The 15,645-nt window shown below is 70.4% G+C and carries 18 protein-coding genes; 3 read left to right on the top strand and 15 right to left on the bottom strand.

The window, feature by feature from the left end:
• Positions 1-177 precede the first annotated feature (177 nt).
• Complete coding sequence (locus tag ACP56T_RS17165) at positions 178-576, top strand: DUF2794 domain-containing protein (RefSeq protein WP_430913363.1); 399 nt, start codon at positions 178-180, stop codon at positions 574-576.
• An 88-nt stretch (positions 577-664) separates the two neighbouring features.
• Here ACP56T_RS17165 and ACP56T_RS17160 read toward each other — a convergent pair whose 3' ends face one another.
• The 3 genes from ACP56T_RS17160 to ACP56T_RS17150 form a co-directional block, all read right to left on the bottom strand.
• Positions 665-1,432 carry a Bax inhibitor-1/YccA family protein gene (locus ACP56T_RS17160; protein WP_430913362.1) on the bottom strand — a complete coding sequence of 256 codons (768 nt, stop codon included), beginning with the start codon at positions 1,430-1,432 and terminating at the stop codon, positions 665-667.
• A 292-nt stretch (positions 1,433-1,724) separates the two neighbouring features.
• Complete coding sequence (locus ACP56T_RS17155) at positions 1,725-4,307, bottom strand: ABC transporter permease (RefSeq protein WP_430913361.1); 2,583 nt, start codon at positions 4,305-4,307, stop codon at positions 1,725-1,727.
• Between the two features lies 1 nt (position 4,308).
• On the bottom strand, positions 4,309-5,001 hold the full coding sequence (locus ACP56T_RS17150; protein ID WP_430913400.1) for an ABC transporter ATP-binding protein: 693 nt from the start codon (positions 4,999-5,001) through the stop codon (positions 4,309-4,311).
• Positions 5,002-5,206: 205 nt separating this feature from the next.
• On the opposite strand from ACP56T_RS17150, the gene ACP56T_RS17145 reads away from it, so the two are divergent.
• A complete protein-coding gene (locus ACP56T_RS17145; protein WP_430913360.1) occupies positions 5,207-5,854 on the top strand; it encodes an arylesterase in 648 nt (215 codons plus the stop codon).
• 3 nt (positions 5,855-5,857) lie between these two features.
• Positions 5,858-6,397: an RNA 2',3'-cyclic phosphodiesterase gene (gene thpR, locus ACP56T_RS17140; protein ID WP_430913359.1), complete on the top strand. Its 540-nt coding sequence runs from the start codon at positions 5,858-5,860 to the stop codon at positions 6,395-6,397.
• 12 nt (positions 6,398-6,409) lie between these two features.
• Here thpR and ACP56T_RS17135 read toward each other — a convergent pair whose 3' ends face one another.
• The 12 genes from ACP56T_RS17135 to ACP56T_RS17080 form a co-directional block, all read right to left on the bottom strand.
• Complete coding sequence (locus tag ACP56T_RS17135) at positions 6,410-6,700, bottom strand: addiction module antidote protein (RefSeq protein ID WP_430913358.1); 291 nt, start codon at positions 6,698-6,700, stop codon at positions 6,410-6,412.
• A 29-nt stretch (positions 6,701-6,729) separates the two neighbouring features.
• Complete coding sequence (gene coaA / locus ACP56T_RS17130; protein ID WP_430913357.1) at positions 6,730-7,755, bottom strand: type I pantothenate kinase; 1,026 nt, start codon at positions 7,753-7,755, stop codon at positions 6,730-6,732.
• On the bottom strand, positions 7,752-8,075 hold the full coding sequence (locus ACP56T_RS17125; RefSeq protein WP_430913356.1) for a phosphoribosyl-ATP diphosphatase: 324 nt from the start codon (positions 8,073-8,075) through the stop codon (positions 7,752-7,754). The genes coaA and ACP56T_RS17125 overlap by 4 nt, the downstream gene beginning before the upstream one ends.
• A gap of 161 nt (positions 8,076-8,236) precedes the next feature.
• Positions 8,237-9,016 carry an imidazole glycerol phosphate synthase subunit HisF gene (hisF, locus tag ACP56T_RS17120; RefSeq protein WP_430913355.1) on the bottom strand — a complete coding sequence of 260 codons (780 nt, stop codon included), beginning with the start codon at positions 9,014-9,016 and terminating at the stop codon, positions 8,237-8,239.
• Positions 9,017-9,020: 4 nt separating this feature from the next.
• Complete coding sequence (locus tag ACP56T_RS17115; RefSeq protein ID WP_430913354.1) at positions 9,021-9,506, bottom strand: DUF29 domain-containing protein; 486 nt, start codon at positions 9,504-9,506, stop codon at positions 9,021-9,023.
• Between the two features lie 43 nt (positions 9,507-9,549).
• Complete coding sequence (gene hisA, locus ACP56T_RS17110; protein ID WP_430913353.1) at positions 9,550-10,293, bottom strand: 1-(5-phosphoribosyl)-5-[(5-phosphoribosylamino)methylideneamino]imidazole-4-carboxamide isomerase; 744 nt, start codon at positions 10,291-10,293, stop codon at positions 9,550-9,552.
• Between the two features lie 39 nt (positions 10,294-10,332).
• Positions 10,333-10,995: an imidazole glycerol phosphate synthase subunit HisH gene (hisH, locus tag ACP56T_RS17105; protein ID WP_430913352.1), complete on the bottom strand. Its 663-nt coding sequence runs from the start codon at positions 10,993-10,995 to the stop codon at positions 10,333-10,335.
• 16 nt (positions 10,996-11,011) lie between these two features.
• Positions 11,012-11,488, bottom strand: coding sequence for a DUF2628 domain-containing protein (locus tag ACP56T_RS17100; RefSeq protein WP_430913351.1), 477 nt, complete (start codon positions 11,486-11,488; stop codon positions 11,012-11,014).
• A 35-nt stretch (positions 11,489-11,523) separates the two neighbouring features.
• Entirely contained in the window at positions 11,524-12,111 is a 588-nt protein-coding gene (gene hisB, locus ACP56T_RS17095; RefSeq protein WP_430913350.1) for an imidazoleglycerol-phosphate dehydratase HisB, read from the bottom strand.
• A gap of 114 nt (positions 12,112-12,225) precedes the next feature.
• Positions 12,226-13,101, bottom strand: a complete 876-nt coding sequence (locus ACP56T_RS17090) for an S-methyl-5'-thioadenosine phosphorylase (protein WP_430913349.1) — start codon at positions 13,099-13,101, stop codon at positions 12,226-12,228.
• Positions 13,102-13,290: 189 nt separating this feature from the next.
• Entirely contained in the window at positions 13,291-14,211 is a 921-nt protein-coding gene (locus tag ACP56T_RS17085; protein ID WP_430913348.1) for a cytochrome c1, read from the bottom strand.
• A 26-nt stretch (positions 14,212-14,237) separates the two neighbouring features.
• Positions 14,238-15,527, bottom strand: a complete 1,290-nt coding sequence (locus ACP56T_RS17080) for a cytochrome b (protein ID WP_430913347.1) — start codon at positions 15,525-15,527, stop codon at positions 14,238-14,240.
• Between the last annotated feature and the right edge of the window lie 118 nt (positions 15,528-15,645).

Below are 15,645 nucleotides of genomic sequence, written 5' to 3'. Positions count from 1 at the left end.
CCGACGAGGTTCCCAGGTGTTGTGGCGCTGCCGCATGGCCCGGAAAAGGCGCGATCGTGGCCGGATCGTGGCGATTTGTGTGTCGATGTTGCTTGCTGGCAACATGCCGGAGCCTTGCGGGGGCCGGTGCGCGGGCCCATCATCCGGCTAACCGAAGCAGCAGACGACGGAGATCCGATGAGCGAACGGACGAGCGCCGAGCCTCGATCGAGCGACCATGCCGGCAGCGTGGTGCCCTTCCCCGGCCCCTCTCCGACACCGCAATCCGGTTCTCAGGGCGCCGCCCAGATCGCCTTCGACCGCCAGGAGCTGCGCACCATCTTCAACCTCTACGGCCGCATGGTGGCCGAGGGCGAGTGGCGCGACTACGCCCTCGATTTCCGCCGCGACAAGGCGGTGTTCTCGATCTACCGGCGCACCTCGGAGATGCCGCTCTACCGGGTGGAGAAGGATCCGAAGCTCGCCCGGCGCCAGGGCGCCTACGCGGTGGTGGCGGCCACCGGGCTCGTCATGAAGCGCGGCACCGACCTCGCCCGCGTGCTGTCCGTGCTGGAGAAGCCGCTACGGGCGGTCTGAGCGGGGCCCGGCCTCGGGGTATGCCGCCCATGAAAAAGGCCCCGGCGGTGTCCCGCCGGGGCCTTTCCGTTCCGGTCTGCGTCGAGGCTCAGCGGCGATCGCCGAGCAGCGAGAGCAGGAACTGGAACATGTTGATGAAGTCGAGATAGAGCGTCAGCGCGCCGTTGACGGAGAGCTTGGCGGCTCCTTCGGCATCGGCGCCGCTGTAGAGGTACATCTCCTTCAGCTTCTGCGTGTCGTAGGCGGTGAGGCCCGCGAAGATCAGCACGCCGAGGCACGAGATCGCGAACTGCATCGCGCTCGAAGCCAGGAAGATGTTCACCACCGAAGCGATGATCAGGCCGATGAGGCCCATCATCAGGAACGAGCCCATGCCCGACAGGCTGCGCTTCGTGGTGTAGGCCCACAGGCTGATGCCGCCGAAGGTGGCCGCCGTGATGAAGAACACCCGCACGACGCTGGCGCCCGTGAACACGAGCATCAGGGTCGACATCGAGGCGCCCATCACCGCCGCGAAGGCGAAGAAGGTCAACCGCGCGGAGGCGGCCGACATCCTGTCCATCCGCATCGAGAAGATGAAGATGAACGCCAGCGGCGCGAGCATCAGGACCCACTTGAGCGGGCTCGTGTAGAGCATCTGGCCGAACGGCGTCAGGGCGAGCTTGCCCGTCGCCGTCTGCGCCGTGGCGGCCATGTTGAGGCCGAGCGCGACGAGGCCGGAGATGCCGAGCCCGACGACCATGTTGTTGTAGACGCCCAGCATGAACGCGCGCAGCCCCTGGTCGACGTCGACCTGGGTGCCGGCGTATCCGGGAGCCGGGGCGGCGGACCGGAAGGGGCTGTTGTCGAATGCCATGAAAGTTACCCTCGAAAGTTCCCTTGGGAGGAGGACTTCCTCAGCGTGATTGCGGAACCGAGGCGCACGCGTAACCTCGGGCGCCTCCCTGACGGGGGACGCCTCAGAGGAGAATATGCGGCGCGGCGCGCCCCGGTACAAGACCCTGGCCGGGTGTGCATGCGTGGTTTTCCGGAGCAAAACGGACGGTTTTTTCTTCCCCGCCGTGCGGATTAAAATGCGGTAAGCTTTCGTTGGCCGCCAAAACGACTATGGCGTCGGCGGCCCGGCGCCGTTCTGCTGAACAAAGATTCTAGAACTGCCGCAGGTACGGCGCCGGCTTCTGGCCGAGGATGCGCCAGGTCCCGACGAGCCCCGCCGCCACCGCGACGGCGACCGCGAGGATCGCCGCCGCCAGCGCTCCCGAGAGATCGGCGACGAAATCGAGCTTCATCACGCGGGTGACGATGACCCAGCCGGCGAGGGTTCCGGCGATGAGCCCGAACAGCGCGGTGGCGAGCCCGAGGACGGCGTATTCGAGGGCGTAGGCCGAGAGCAGCCGGGCGCGGGTGGCGCCGAGCACCTTGAGCACCACGGCGTCGTAGAGCCGGGCGCGGTGCCCCGCCGCCACGGCACCGGCCAGCACGAACAGGCTCGCCAGCACGGCGACGGCGCTCGCCCCCCGGATCGCGACGACGAGCCGGCCGACGAGGTCACTCACCGCCTCCAGCGCGTCGCGCACCCGCACTCCCGTCACCGAGGGAAACGCCTTGGCGACGTCGCGCAGGATGAGGTTCTCCGCCTTCGCGTCCGGCCCGCCCGGCAGGGACAGGGTGGCGAGGTCGGAATGGGGCGCGCCCTTGAAGGTGCCGGGCGAGAACACCATCACGAAGTTGATGCCGAGCGAGCGCCACTCGACCTTGCGCAGGTTGGCGACGCGGGCCGTCAGGTTGCGGCCGAGCACGTTCACGGTGACGGTGCCGCCGATGTCGAGATGGAGCGCGCGGGCGAGATCGGCCTCGAAGGAGACCAGCGGCTCGCGGCCCTCCGCCTCGCTCCACCATTTTCCGGCGACGACGGTCGAGCCGTCGGGAGGGTCGTCGGCGTAGGTGATGCCCCGGTCGCCGTCGAGCACCCAGGCGGCGTCCTCCGGCGGCTTGATCTTCTCGGAGGGCACGCCGTCGACGGCCATGATCCGCCCGCGCATCATCGGCACGCGCTCGATCTTGCCCGTGGGCGCCGCCTTGCCGAGGAAGGCATGGAAGCTCGCCGCGTCCGAGGCGGGGATGTCGAGGAAGAAGAGGTTCGGCGCTCGCGCCGGCAGGCTCGACGACAGGGCGCGCCTCACATTCGCGTCGATGAGGCTGAGCGTCACCAGCAGGGTCACGCCGAGCCCCAGCGAGAGCACGATGGCCGGCGTGATCGCGCCGGGGCGGTGCAGGTTGGCCAGCGCCATGCGCGGCGCCGCCCGCTTCGGGCGCGGCAGGCGGCGGGCGAGCGTCATCAGGCCGAGCCCCACGAGCCGCAGCAGCGCGAAGGCGATCGCCGCCGCCGCCATGAAGATCAGCGCCACCCGCCTGTCGAAGGCCGTGGCGAGGGCGAGCGCCACCAGCGCCGCCAGCGCGGCGGCGAGGATCAGCCGGTAGCGTGTGCGGACCTTGAGGCCGGAGGGCTCGACGCCCTCTCGGAACAGGCCGGAGACGGGGATGTCGTGGGCGCGCCCGAGCGGCGTGATGGCGAAGGCCAGCGCCGTGAGCAGCCCGTAGGCCGCCGCGAGGGCCAGCTCGGAGGGCGCCAGGGTCGGATCGAGGGGCAGCGGCAGCGCATCGCGAAACAGGACCGCGATGACGAAGGGGATCGCCGCCCCGATGGCGAGGCCGATGCCCGTGCCGATGCCGGCGATCGCCATCACCTGCGTCAGGTACAGCGCCACCACCTGCGAGCCCGGCGCGCCGACGCTCTTCAGCGTGGCGATGGAGCCGCGCTTGCGCTCCACGAAGGAATGCACCGCATTGGCGACGCCGACCCCGCCGACGATCAGCGCCGTGAGCCCGACGAGAGTCAGGAACTGGGTGAACCGCTCGATGCTCTTGGCGAAGCGCGGATCGGCATCCGAGCGGGCGCGCATCTCCCAGCCGGCGCTCGGGGCGGCCTTGGCGATGCGCTCGGATGCCTGTTTGAGATCGCTATCCGTCGCCTCCGGGCGCAGCAGGCGGTAGCTCCAGCGGTTCAGGCTCCCCGGCCGCACCAGCCCCGAGGCCCTGAGCGCCGCCTGCGACACGATCAGGCGCGGGCCGAAGCCGATGCCGTTGGCGATCCTGTCGGGTTCCGAGACGAGGCTCGCCCGGACGGCGAAGGGGGTTCCGCCCACCGTCATGCGGTCGCCGACCTTGAGGTCGAGGCGTGCCAGCAGCGCCGGATCGGCCACCGCGCCCCAGGCACCGTCCCGTTCGGCGGTGAGCTCCGAGAGCGGGGCCGCCGGCTCCGTGACGAGGGTGCCGGCCGCCGGATAGGTGGCGTCGACCGCCTTCATCTCGACCAGCGCCGCGCCGGTGTCGCCGGCCACCGCCATGGCTCGTAGGGTGGCGACGACGCCGACCGGCCCTTCGGCGGCGAGCACCGCCCGCTCGGCCTCCGTCGCCTCGCGGTTGATGAGGCTGTAGCTGAGATCCGCGCCGAGGATGCGGCGTCCCTCGCGGCCGAGCCCGTCCGTGAGCGAGCGCGACACCGAGGCGACCCCGGCGATGGCCGCGACCCCAAGCGCGATGCAGGCGAGGAAGATCGCGAATCCCGAAAGGCCGCTGCGCAATTCGCGCAAGGCCAGCCTCGGGATCAGCGGGAGGCGCGAGGCGGCCGGTCGGCGGACCGGCTCGGCGGCGGGGAGCGTGCCGTGCATCTCAGGCGGCGCCGGCGGTCGCGGCCGCGTCCTCGACCAGTCCCGAGCGCAAGCGCACGGTGCGGTCGCAGAGCCGGGCGAGACCGGGATCGTGGGTCACGAGGACGAGGGTGACGCCGCGGTCGCGCTTCAGCGCGAAGAGCAGCTCGACGATCTGCCGTCCCGTGGTCTCGTCGAGGTTTCCGGTGGGCTCGTCGGCCACCAGGATCGCGGGATCCGGCGCCACCGCCCGCGCGATGGCGACGCGCTGCTGCTCGCCCCCCGAGAGCTGGGCCGGGTAGTGGTGCAGCCGGTGCCCGAGGCCGACCGCGCGCAGCTCGGCTTCCGCGCGGGCATGCGCGTTCGGCTTGTCGGCGAGTTCGAGGGGCAGCGCGACGTTCTCCAGCGCCGTCATCGTCGGTACGAGGTGGAACGCCTGGAAGACGATGCCGATGCGGCGGCCCCGGAAGCGCGCCAGCGCGTCCTCGTCCAGCCGGCCGAGATCGGTGCCCTCCACGGCGATGGTCCCGGAATCGGGCCGCTCGAGCCCCGCCATCACCATCAGCAGCGTCGACTTGCCGGAACCGGAGGGCCCGACGAGCCCCACCGCCTCTCCGGCCTCGACAGCGAGCGAGATGCCGCGCAGGACATGCACCCGCGCGGGGCCCCGGCCGAGGCTGAGATCGATCCTCGAGAGCGCGATCGCGGGCGTCATCGCGGGCTTCCTGACATGGGCGGCCTTGTCGGAGTTCGGCACGGGACCGATCTGTGCGCGGGAGCGGACATGGGCGAATGCGTTTTAAGATCGGACGGGAATGCCGGCACGGATATGGTCACGCCTCGCGCGGCGGCGCGCGGGCAGCCGCGATATGGGCGCTTTCCCACTGCCGCGCCATGATGGCCGGCTTGCGGCGGCGGTGATGCTCCTCTTCGCCGCAGTCTACGCTGCGATCCTGGTCGCGCCCGCCTTCGCCGCGCCCTCGGGCCGGCCGCTGAAGCTGGTGGCGCTCGGTGACAGCCTCACCGCCGGATACCAGCTTCCGGCCGATGCCGCCTTCCCGGCGGTGCTCGAGCGCGCGTTGCGGGCGAAGGGCCACGACGTCGCCATCGCCAATGCCGGCGTCTCCGGCGACACCACCACCGGCGGCCTCGACCGGGTGGACTGGTCGGTCCCCGACGGCACGGACGGGGTGATCCTGGAGCTCGGCGCCAACGACATGCTGCGCGGCACCGATCCGGCGGTGCCGGCCAAGGCGCTCGACGCCATCGTCGCGCGGCTCAAGGCGCGCGGCATCCCGGTGCTGCTCGCGGGCATGCGCGCCTCGCTCAATCTCGGGCCGGACTACGTCGCCCGCTTCGATGCGATTTATCCCGAGCTGGCCGAGCGTTACGGCCTGATCCTCTATCCCTTCTTCATGCAGGGCATGGCCGGCCAGGAGGGCATGACCCTGCCCGACAGGCTCCATCCCAACGCCAAGGGCGTCGAGACCATCGTCGCGGGGATCCTCCCCTCGGTGGAGGAGTTCCTCGGGCGGCTCCAGAAAATGCCTCAAGAGACGGGGAAATAGGCCGTGCCGCGCCTCTTCACCGCCCTGGCGATCCCCGACGGGATCGGCGCGGCGCTGTCCCGGTATCGCGGCGGCCTGCCCGGCGCGCGCTGGATCGAGCCGCCGGACTATCATGTCACGCTGCGCTTCCTCGGCGACGTGCCCGGCGACCGGGCCGAGGATTTCCTGGAGGCACTCGCCGAGGCGCGCCCGCGTCCGCCGCTGGAGATCCTGCTCGAGGGTCTGTCCGTCTTCGGCGGCGACAAGCCGCGCGCGATCCTCGCGAGCGTGGCCGGGAGTGCCGAGCTCGACGATCTCCACGCGGAGCAGGAGCGGATCGCGCGCCGCGTCGGCGCGGAGCCCGAGCGCCGCAGGTTCACGCCGCATGTCACGCTGGCGCGTCTCAATCGTTCGGCCTCGCCCGAGGCGGTGGCGATGTATCTCTCGCAGGCCGGCCTGTTCGAGCCGCTGCGGTTCACGGCGGATGCGGTGACGGTCTTCTCCGCCCGCGAATCGACCGGCGGCGGCCCCTACGTCGCGGAGGCGGTGTTTCCGTTCGGGTGAGACGGTTTGGGCTCAGCCTTGCGACAGTTTCACGCTCAGTTGCAGGCCGAGCGCTTTCAGCACGGCCATGAGGGTCGAGAGTTCCGGGTTGCCCTTCTCGGACAGCGCCCGGTACAGGCTTTCGCGGGAACGCCCCGTCTCCTTCGCGATCTGCGCCATCCCGCGCGCCCGCGCGATGTCGCCGATGGCGGCGGCGAGCAGCGCCGGATCGCCATCCTCGATCACCGCCTCGATATAGGCCGCGATCGCCGCTTCGTCGGGAAGATGCTCGGCCACGTCCCAGGGCTTCGTTTCGAGAGCCATCGCTGTATCCGGGCTCAAGTGCCCCATCCCTACAGCCTCCGCAGCGCCACGCTCTCGATGCGATGGCTCGGGCCCTTGGCCAGGATCAGGCTGGCGCGCTGGCGCGTGGGCAGGATGTTCTCGCGCAGGTTCGGCAGGTTGATCGTGGACCAGAGATCGTCGGCGGTGGCGAGCGCCTCCGCCTCGGGGATCTCGGCATATTTGCTGAAATACGAGCGCGGATCGCGGAAGGCCGTCTGGCGCAGCTTCATGAAGCGGGTGACGTACCAGCGGTGCAGGTCGTCCTCGTGCCCGTCGAGATAGATCGAGAAGTCGAAGAAGTCCGAGACGAAGGGGATCGCGGTGCCGTCCCTCGGCAGGCGCGCCGGTTGCAGCACGTTGAGGCCCTCGACGATGAGGATGTCGGGGGATTCCACGATGCGCTCCTCGCCCGGCACGCGGTCGTAGACGAGATGCGAATAGATCGGCGCGGCGACGCGCTTGCGGCCGGCCTTGATGTCGTGGAGGAAGCGGAGCAGCGCCGCCGTGTCGTAGCTTTCCGGGAAGCCCTTGCGGTCCATGGCGCCGTGGCGGGCGAGCTCGGCGTTCGGCAGCAGGAAGCCGTCCGTGGTGACGAGATCGACCTTCGGCGTGTTGGGCCAGCGCGCCAGCAGCGCCTTCAGCACCCGCGCAGTGGTCGACTTGCCCACCGCCACCGAGCCGGCGAGCCCGATGATGTAGGGCACCTTGGCCTCCCGCTCGGCGAGCAGGAAGCGCTGCGTCGCCTTGAACAACCCCTGCGTCGCCGCGACGTAGAGCGAGAGCAGGCGCGAGAGCGGCAGGTAGATCGCCACCACCTCTTCCACCGAGATGGGGTCGTTGAGGGATTGCAGCCGCTCGATATCCTCAGCGGTGAGGGTCAGCGGGGTTTCCGCGCGCAACTGCGCCCACTCGTCCCGCTTGAACAGGCGATAGGGCGAGAGGTGCTCGGGCCCCTCCCCCGTCACCGGATCCTGGCCGGGACCGGGATCGGGCTCCGGCAGCGGGGCCACGGGCTGGACGTCCGGCCGTGTCATGCGGGGCGCCTCGACGCCTTCTCGGCGAGCCCGCTCTGGGCGGTGCGGCGGCCGAGCTCCGCCATCACGTCGTCGAGGCTGACATCGCTGGCGCGCAGCAGCACGAGCAGGTGGTAGAGCACGTCGGCGGCTTCCGCGACGAGCCCCGGCCTGTCGCCCTGCACGGCGGCGATGGCCGCCTCGACCGCCTCCTCCCCGAGCTTCTTGGCGGCCTTGGCCGGGCCGCCTTGCAGGAGCTTCGTCGTGTAGGACTGCTCGGACGGAGTCCGGGCCCGGTCTGCGACGAGGGCGTCGAGGTCGCTGAGCGTGAAAGGGGTCATGCAGGCTCGTTCATGCGGTCTGTCGGCGCCCGGCGGCACGAAGGCCGGGCGCTCCCGAACCGGAAACTGCGTCAACGCCGGCTAACGGGCAAGGCGTCCTGCTGACAATCCCTCGGGATGGCAAATTCCCTCGGTTTTTCCGGCCCCTGCCATGGGCCGTTTCAGCAGGGGTCGAGGCGCATGGCGAGCCCGGCGGCGGCCATATGGGCCTTGGCCTGCGCGATGCTGGCCTCGCCGAAATGGAAGATCGAGGCGGCGAGCACCGCGCTGGCGCCCCCGTCACGAACGCCCGCGACGAGATCGTCGAGCCCGCCGACGCCGCCGGAGGCGATCACCGGCACCGGCACCGCGTCGGCGATGGCGCGGGTGAGCGCGAGATCGTAGCCCACGCGGGTGCCGTCGCGGTCCATGGAGGTCACGAGCAGCTCGCCCGCCCCCTTGGCCGTCACCAGGCGCGCGAAGTCCACGGCGTCGATGCCTGTGGGGGTGCGTCCGCCATGGGTGAAGATCTCCCAGCGCGGCGGCGCGCCGGCCTCCGAGACCCGCTTTGCGTCGATGGCGACGACGATGCACTGGTCGCCGAACTTCTCCGCGCCGCGCGCCACGAAATCCGGGTCCTTCACCGCCGCGGTGTTGATCGAGACCTTGTCCGCGCCGGCGAGCAGCAGGGTGCGGATGTCCTCGACGGTGCGCACGCCCCCGCCCACGGTGAGCGGCATGAAGCAGGCTTCCGCCGTGCGGCTGACCACGTCGAGCAGCGTGCCGCGATCCTCGTGGCTCGCGGTGATGTCGAGGAAGCAGAGCTCGTCGGCCCCGGCGGCGTCGTAGGCCTTGGCCGCCTCCACCGGATCGCCGGCGTCGCGCAATTCGAGGAAGCGGACGCCCTTGACCACGCGGCCGTCCTTTACGTCGAGACAGGGGATGATGCGGGTCTTGAGCACGGGCCTACGGGGTCTCGTCGGGATCGATGGCGAAGGGGCGGTTGAGCACCTCCTCGAGCGTGTAGGGGCAGTCCTCGGCGAAGCGCTTCAAAGGCAGGCGCGTTTCCTTGGAGGCTTCGAGCCGCGCCCGCCGGTAGGCGCGGTCCAGGGCCTCGTCCAACCTGCTCTTGAGACCTGGGCTGTCCTTCAGTTCGTCCGCCGCGTCGGCGCGGTAGGTCGCGATCGAGATCGCCCAGCTCCGCGTGCGCCGCGCCGGCTGATGGTCCCATTTCAGCATGTGCAGAAGGACGATCCGCAACGCGCTGACGAGGCTGTCGAACTGGCTGCGGCCCAAGCTCTCGATCTCCTCCGCCAGGTTCTCGCGGTCGAGGCCGGCGAGGTCTCCTGCCCGGAGGCGCGCGCCCTGCTCCTGCGTCCAGGTGTAGAAGTCCTGCTCGTAATGCGTCCCGACCGGAGCCGGCCGTGTCGCCGTCTTTGCCGCAGCCGTCATCGCAGCCTCAATCCCCAGCGAGGGCATCGCGGCCGCCACCGTATCATGCCGCGGCGCTTTTGGCCTGCCGGATGGCGGTGAGCGCCTCGGCGGGGTCGATGCGGCCGTCGTACAGGGCCCGGCCCGTGATGGCGCCGGCGAGCAGCGCGCAGTCGGGCTCGAGCAGGCGGTGGATGTCGGCGATGGAGGCGAGGCCCCCGGAGGCGATCACCGGGATGCCCACGGCCTCGGCCAGCGCCACGGTCATCTCGATGTTGAGCCCCTTGAGGATGCCGTCGCGGGCGATGTCCGTGTAGATGATCGCGGCGACGCCGGCATCCTCGAAGCGGCGGCCGAGCTCCTCGGCCGTCATGCTGGAGGTCTGCGCCCAGCCCTCCACGGCGACGCGGCCGTCCTTGGCGTCGATGCCGACCGCGATCCGCTCAGGGTAGAGCCGCGCGGCCTCCCGCACGAAGGCCGGATCGCGCACCGCCGCCGTGCCGATGATGACGCGGGCGACGCCCTTGGCGAGCCAGGATTCGAGGGTGCGCATGTCTCGCACGCCGCCGCCGAGCTGCACGGGGAGCGTGACGCGGGCGAGGATGGCGTCGACCGCGGAGGCGTTCATCGGCGCGCCGGCGAAGGCGCCGTCGAGATCGACGACGTGGAGCCAGGAAAAGCCCTGCTCCTCGAAGCGCGCTCCTTGCGCGGCCGGATCGTCGTTGAACACGACGGCCTGCGCCATGTCCCCCTGCACGAGGCGGACGCAGCGTCCTTCCTTGAGGTCGATCGCCGGAAACAGGATCACGCGCTTAGCTCGTCTTTCTCATGGGGCGGCGCCGTTGGGTCAGGGGCGCCAGCGCAGGAAGTTGGCGATCAGCGCCAGCCCGAGGCGCTGGCTCTTCTCTGGGTGGAACTGGGTGCCGACGAGGTTGTCGCGCCCGACCACCGCCGTCACCGGGCCGCCGTAGTCGCTCGTCGCGATCACGTCCTCGGGGCGGCTCGCCGCCAGGGCGTAGCTGTGGACGAAATAGGCGTGCAGCCCGTCCGATCCCGTGGGGATGCCGGCGAAGAGCGCGTGCTCCCGCTCCGGGCGGAGCGTGTTCCAGCCCATATGCGGGATCTTCAGCGACGGATCGGACGGGCGGATGGCGGCGACGTCGCCGGGGATCCAGCCGAGGCCGGCGGTGGTCTCGTATTCGAGCCCGCGCGTCGCCATCAGCTGCATGCCGACGCAGATGCCGAGGAAGGGTTTTGCGCGCTCGCTCACGGCTTCCCGCAAGGCCTCGACCATGCCGGGCACCGCGTCGAGCCCGCGCCGGCAATCGGCATAGGCGCCGACGCCCGGCAGCACGATGCGCCCGGCGCGTGACACGACCTCGGGATCGCCGGTCACGGCGATGGCGGTGCCGTCGAGCCCGGCCTCGCGCGCCGCGCGCTCGAAGGCCTTGGCCGCCGAGTGCAGGTTGCCCGAGCCGTAATCGATGATCGCGACCGTCTCGCCGCTCACGCCGCCACCTCGCACCTCACCGGCGGCCCTCGCCGAACGGAAACAGCCCGATCACATGGGTCGAGGGCGTCGCCGAGCCGTAGGCGCGCTGCGGCACCGGCCGCTCCGTGCCGTCGAGCCAGCGGGCGAGCGCCTTGCTCTCCGCGTCCTCTGAGTCGCGCGCCACGACGGCGTCGCGGGCGGGCCGCCCGCGCCGGGCGAGCGTCCAGCGCCGCAGCGAGGACGCCTCGAACCCGACCAGCACGGACAGGAGCAGGGCGATCACGAACCCCGCTCCCGGCGCCAGCCCGATCAGGTGCCCGAGACCGGCGACGGCGGCGAAGCCCGCGAGCACGCCGATCCCGGCGAGCCAGAGCCGGTGATAGAAGCACCACAGGCCGGAGAAGGCGAAGGCGCCCCAGGAGAAGCCGTCGGGCACGAGCTGCGCCCGGTCGAGGCCGTGGGCCTCGCCGGGTCTGGCCTCTGCGGGCAGATGGAGCGTGTAGCTGCGCATGCGCGTCCCCGGTCGCTTGCCTGGATCCCTGCCCGTCAGAGCGTTCCCTTGGTCGAGGGCACCCGGCCGTCCTCGCGGGGATCGACGGCGACCGCCTGCCGCAAGGCGCGGGCCAATCCCTTGAAGCAGCTCTCGGCGATGTGGTGGGAATTGTCGCCGTAGAGGGTCTCGACGTGAAGGGTGATCCCGGCGTTCATGGCGAAGGCCTGGAACCACTCGCGCACGAGCTCGGTGTCGAAGGCGCCGATCTTCTCCGTGGGGAAGCGCGTCTTGAACACCAGGAACGGCCGGCCCGAGACGTCCACCGCCACGCGGGTCAGCGCCTCGTCCATGGGCAGGTGGATGTCGGCGTAGCGGGCGATGCCGCGCTTCTCGCCGAGCGCCTTCAGGAAAGCCTGCCCCAGCGCGATGCCGGCATCCTCCGTGGTGTGGTGCTGGTCGACATGCAGGTCGCCCGCGACCTTCACCTCGAGGTCGAACAGGGCGTGGCGCGCCAGCAGTTCCAGCATGTGGTCGAGAAAGCCGACGCCCGTGGCGACGGCGGCCTTGCCGGTGCCGTCGAGCGCCACCGAGACGCTGACGTCGGTCTCCGCCGTGCGGCGGCTGATGCTGGCGGAACGCATCGTCGGGAACACAATCGAAGGCTGTGGGCCGCGCGAGCGGCCGGGGTGGCCTTCTAGTGCGATTTCCCCGCTTTGGGGAAGTGTCGCGCGACGAATAACGTCACCGCGGCCACCTCATCCGTGCAGCACCCGGCCGGCGATCGCGTCGAGCTTGGCGACGAGGGCCGGATCGCGCTGCGCCGGCGCGGTCATGATGGCGCCGTCGAGGGCGCGGTGGGAGCCCGCCGGGCAGTCCTCGCGCTCGGCCGGGAAGTCGCGGGCGAGGCGCGCGACGAGGCGGGCGGCCCGGTCGGCATTGGCGCGCGCCACCGCGATCACCGAGGCGACGTCCACGCTGTCGTGGCTCGGATGCCAGCAGTCGAAATCCGTGACCATCGCGATGGTGGCATAGGTGATCTCGGCCTCGCGGGCGAGCTTGGCCTCGGGCATGTTGGTCATGCCGATCACGTCGTAGCCCAGGGCCTTGTAGGTCTTCGATTCGGCCAGCGTCGAGAATTGCGGGCCCTCCATGCAGACATAGGTGCCGCCGCGATGGACCGCGATCTCCTCCGCCTCGGCGGCGGCGGCGATGCGCTTCTGGAGCGCCGGGCCGACGGGATGGGACAGGGGCACATGGGCGACGCAGCCGTTGCCGAAGAAGGACGAGGCGCGGCCATGGGTGCGGTCTACGAACTGGTCCACCAGCACGAACAGGCCCGGATGCAGCTCGTTGCGGAAGGAGCCGCAGGCGGAGAGCGCCACGAGGTCGGTGACGCCCGCGCGCTTCAGCACGTCGATATTGGCGCGGTAGTCGATGCCGGAGGGCGAGAGCCGGTGTCCGCGCCCGTGGCGGGCGAGGAAGACCACCTTGGTCCGCCCGATCCGGCCTATACGCAGCGCGTCCGAGGGCTCGCCCCAGGGGGAGGCGACGGCCTCCTCGCGAACGTCCTCCAGGCCGGGAAGGTCGTAGACGCCCGAGCCGCCGATCACGCCGAGGACCGCTGCCGCCATGCTTCGTCTCCGTCTCGCTGGTGCCGCCGTCCCGCCGGCCGTCGTCCCGCCGGTCGTGGTCTCGGGCCGCAGGGTTAGCACGCCGGGCCGTGGCCGAAAGCGGCCCCGACGCAACAGCCGGCCGGCGGAAACGGAACGGGCCCCGCGAAGGGGCCCGGCCGTATCGTTCGCGCTCGCGTTTCGGCGTGCTCAGGACGCCTTGTGCAGCTCCGGCTGGAGGCCGTGGACCTCGCCGCCGACCTGCGACCAGATCCGCTTCTTCACGTAGTAGAGGCCCGCGGAGAGCAGGATCAGGAACAGGATCACCCGGAAGCCGAGCGCCTTGCGGGCCTCCATATGCGGCTCGGCCGCCCAGAACATGAACGCCGCCACGTCCTTGGCGTACTGGTCGACCGTCTCCGGCACGACCGGCTCGCCCTTGTCGTTCTTGGCGTAGGTCACCTGCCCGTCGCTGATGGGCTTGGGCATCGCGATCAGGTGGCCGGGATAGTACTTGTTGTAATGCGTGCCGTCCGGGACGTCCTTGCCGTGCGGCGCCTCCTCGTAGCCGTCGAGGATGGCGTGGATGTAGTCCACCCCCTGCTCCGAGTAGCCGAAGAAGGGCATCACGTCGGTGATGAACCAGGGGAAGCCGCGCTCGAAGGTGCGAGCCTTGGCGAGCACCGAGAAGTCCGGCGGGGCCTTGCCGCCATTGGCGGAGGCGGCCGCCTGGTCGTTCGGGAAGGGCGGCGGGAAGGCGTCGGCCGGCCGCCCCGGCCGGTCGAACATGTCGCCGGCATCGTTGGGGCCGTCCTTGATCTGGTAGGTGGCGGCGAGCGCCTTGACCTGCGCCTCCGAATAGCCGGGACCGCCCTCCTCGGCGAGGTTGCGGAACTTCACCAGCTTCATGCTGTGACAGCCCGAGCAGACCTCCTTGTAGACCTGGAAGCCGCGCTGGAGCTGCGCGTCGTCGAAGCTGCCGAAGGCGCCGGCGAAGCTCCATTTCTGGCGCGGCGGCTGCGGGGTGGCGTGGCCCTCGTCCTCGGCGCGCACGGCCGAGGCGCCGAGGAGCGCGAGCGCGAGAACGGGGGCCGCGAGGCGGCTCGCGATACGCAGGCGGGAGGATGTCATGGTCGCGTCCATTGCCTCTTGTCGCCTCAGCCCTTCGTAGTCGGCGCGGCGGTGGCGCCCGCCGGCATGCCGGACCTGCCCTCCACCTGCTTGCCCGGCCCGGTGACGCTCTCCAGGATCGAGCCCGGCAGCGCCTTGGGCGTCTCGAACAGGCCGCAGAGCGGCATCACGATCAGGAAGTGGGCGAAGTAGTAGGCCGTGCAGATGCGGGCCGCGATGACGTAGCCGCCTTCGGGGGGCTTGGCGCCGAGCCAGCCGAGCACGATGCAGACCGCGAAGAACACCCAGAAGAACTGCCGGTAGATCGGGCGATAGTTCGCCGAGCGCACCCGCGAGGTGTCGAGCCAGGGGGCGAAGGCGAGGATGATGACCGCGCCGAACATCAGCACCACGCCGCCGAGCTTGTCCGGCACCGCGCGCAGGATCGCGTAGAAGGGCAGGAAGTACCATTCGGGCACGATATGCGCCGGCGTCACGGCGGGGTTGGCCGGGACGTAGTTGTCGGCGTGGCCGAGATAGTTCGGCTGGTAGAAGATCATCCACGCGAACAGGATGAAGAACACCACCGTCGCGAACACGTCCTTCACCGTGGCGTAGGGCGTGAAGGGGACCGCGTCCTTGCCCGACTTGATCGGGATGCCGGCGGGGTTGTTCTGGCCGGTGACGTGCAGCGCCCAGACGTGGAGCACGACGACGCCGGCGATCATCCAGGGCAGCAGGAAGTGCAGCGAGAAGAAGCGGTTGATGGTCGGGTTGCCGACCGAGTAGCCGCCCCAGAGCAGGCTCTGGATGGTGTCGCCGACCACGGGGATCGCAGCCAGGATGTTGGTGATGACGGTGGCGCCCCAGAAGCTCATCTGGCCCCACGGCAGGGTGTAGCCGAGGAAGGCGGTGGCCATCATCAGCAGGTAGATGATCACGCCGAGGATGTAGAGGATCTCGCGCGGGGCCTTGTAGGACCCGTAGTAGAGCGCCCGGAAGATGTGCACGTAGACGGCCACGAAGAACATCGAGGCGCCGTTGGCGTGCGCGTAGCGCAGCAGCCAGCCGTAGTTCACGTCGCGCATGATGTGCTCGACGGAGTTGAAGGCGCCCGTCGCCGAGGGCTCGTAATGCATCGCGAGCCAGACGCCGGTGATGATCTGGACGCCGAGCATGGCGGAGAGGATCGCGCCGAAGGTCCAGAAATAGTTCAGGTTGCGCGGCACCGGATAGGCGATGAACGAGCCGTGGACGAGGCCGACCAGCGGAAGGCGGCTCTCGAACCACTTCGCCAAGCGGCTCTTGGGCACGTAGGAATTGCCGTGTGCGCTCATGAGTCTATCCGGTTCTCGGGGCTCGATCCGCGTGGCGTGCGAAGACGGTCGGGCCGTCTCGTCGTCGGTCCGGCGGCCTCACGGCCGCCTTCATCCCTGGTCTGGCGGTTCAGGCCGC

Source organism: Methylobacterium endophyticum, from assembly GCF_050591105.1.
GTDB lineage: Bacteria > Pseudomonadota > Alphaproteobacteria > Rhizobiales > Beijerinckiaceae > Methylobacterium.
The sequence above is the reverse complement of the archived record's forward strand: the minus strand, read 5'-3'. Positions and strand labels throughout refer to the sequence as shown.

Bases quoted from the DNA above. Each gene is read 5' to 3' on its own strand.
- ACP56T_RS17165 (WP_430913363.1), top strand. From the start codon at position 178: ATGAGCGAACGGACGAGCGCCGAGCCTCGATCGAGCGACCATGCCGGC.
- ACP56T_RS17160 (WP_430913362.1), bottom strand. From the start codon at position 1,432: ATGGCATTCGACAACAGCCCCTTCCGGTCCGCCGCCCCGGCTCCCGGA.
- ACP56T_RS17155 (WP_430913361.1), bottom strand. From the start codon at position 4,307: ATGCACGGCACGCTCCCCGCCGCCGAGCCGGTCCGCCGACCGGCCGCC.
- ACP56T_RS17150 (WP_430913400.1), bottom strand. From the start codon at position 5,001: ATGACGCCCGCGATCGCGCTCTCGAGGATCGATCTCAGCCTCGGCCGG.
- ACP56T_RS17145 (WP_430913360.1), top strand. From the start codon at position 5,207: ATGCTCCTCTTCGCCGCAGTCTACGCTGCGATCCTGGTCGCGCCCGCC.
- ACP56T_RS17135 (WP_430913358.1), bottom strand. From the start codon at position 6,700: ATGGCTCTCGAAACGAAGCCCTGGGACGTGGCCGAGCATCTTCCCGAC.
- coaA (WP_430913357.1), bottom strand. From the start codon at position 7,755: ATGACACGGCCGGACGTCCAGCCCGTGGCCCCGCTGCCGGAGCCCGAT.
- ACP56T_RS17125 (WP_430913356.1), bottom strand. From the start codon at position 8,075: ATGACCCCTTTCACGCTCAGCGACCTCGACGCCCTCGTCGCAGACCGG.
- ACP56T_RS17115 (WP_430913354.1), bottom strand. From the start codon at position 9,506: ATGACGGCTGCGGCAAAGACGGCGACACGGCCGGCTCCGGTCGGGACG.
- ACP56T_RS17100 (WP_430913351.1), bottom strand. From the start codon at position 11,488: ATGCGCAGCTACACGCTCCATCTGCCCGCAGAGGCCAGACCCGGCGAG.
- hisB (WP_430913350.1), bottom strand. From the start codon at position 12,111: ATGCGTTCCGCCAGCATCAGCCGCCGCACGGCGGAGACCGACGTCAGC.
- ACP56T_RS17090 (WP_430913349.1), bottom strand. From the start codon at position 13,101: ATGGCGGCAGCGGTCCTCGGCGTGATCGGCGGCTCGGGCGTCTACGAC.
- ACP56T_RS17085 (WP_430913348.1), bottom strand. From the start codon at position 14,211: ATGACATCCTCCCGCCTGCGTATCGCGAGCCGCCTCGCGGCCCCCGTT.
- ACP56T_RS17080 (WP_430913347.1), bottom strand. From the start codon at position 15,527: ATGAGCGCACACGGCAATTCCTACGTGCCCAAGAGCCGCTTGGCGAAG.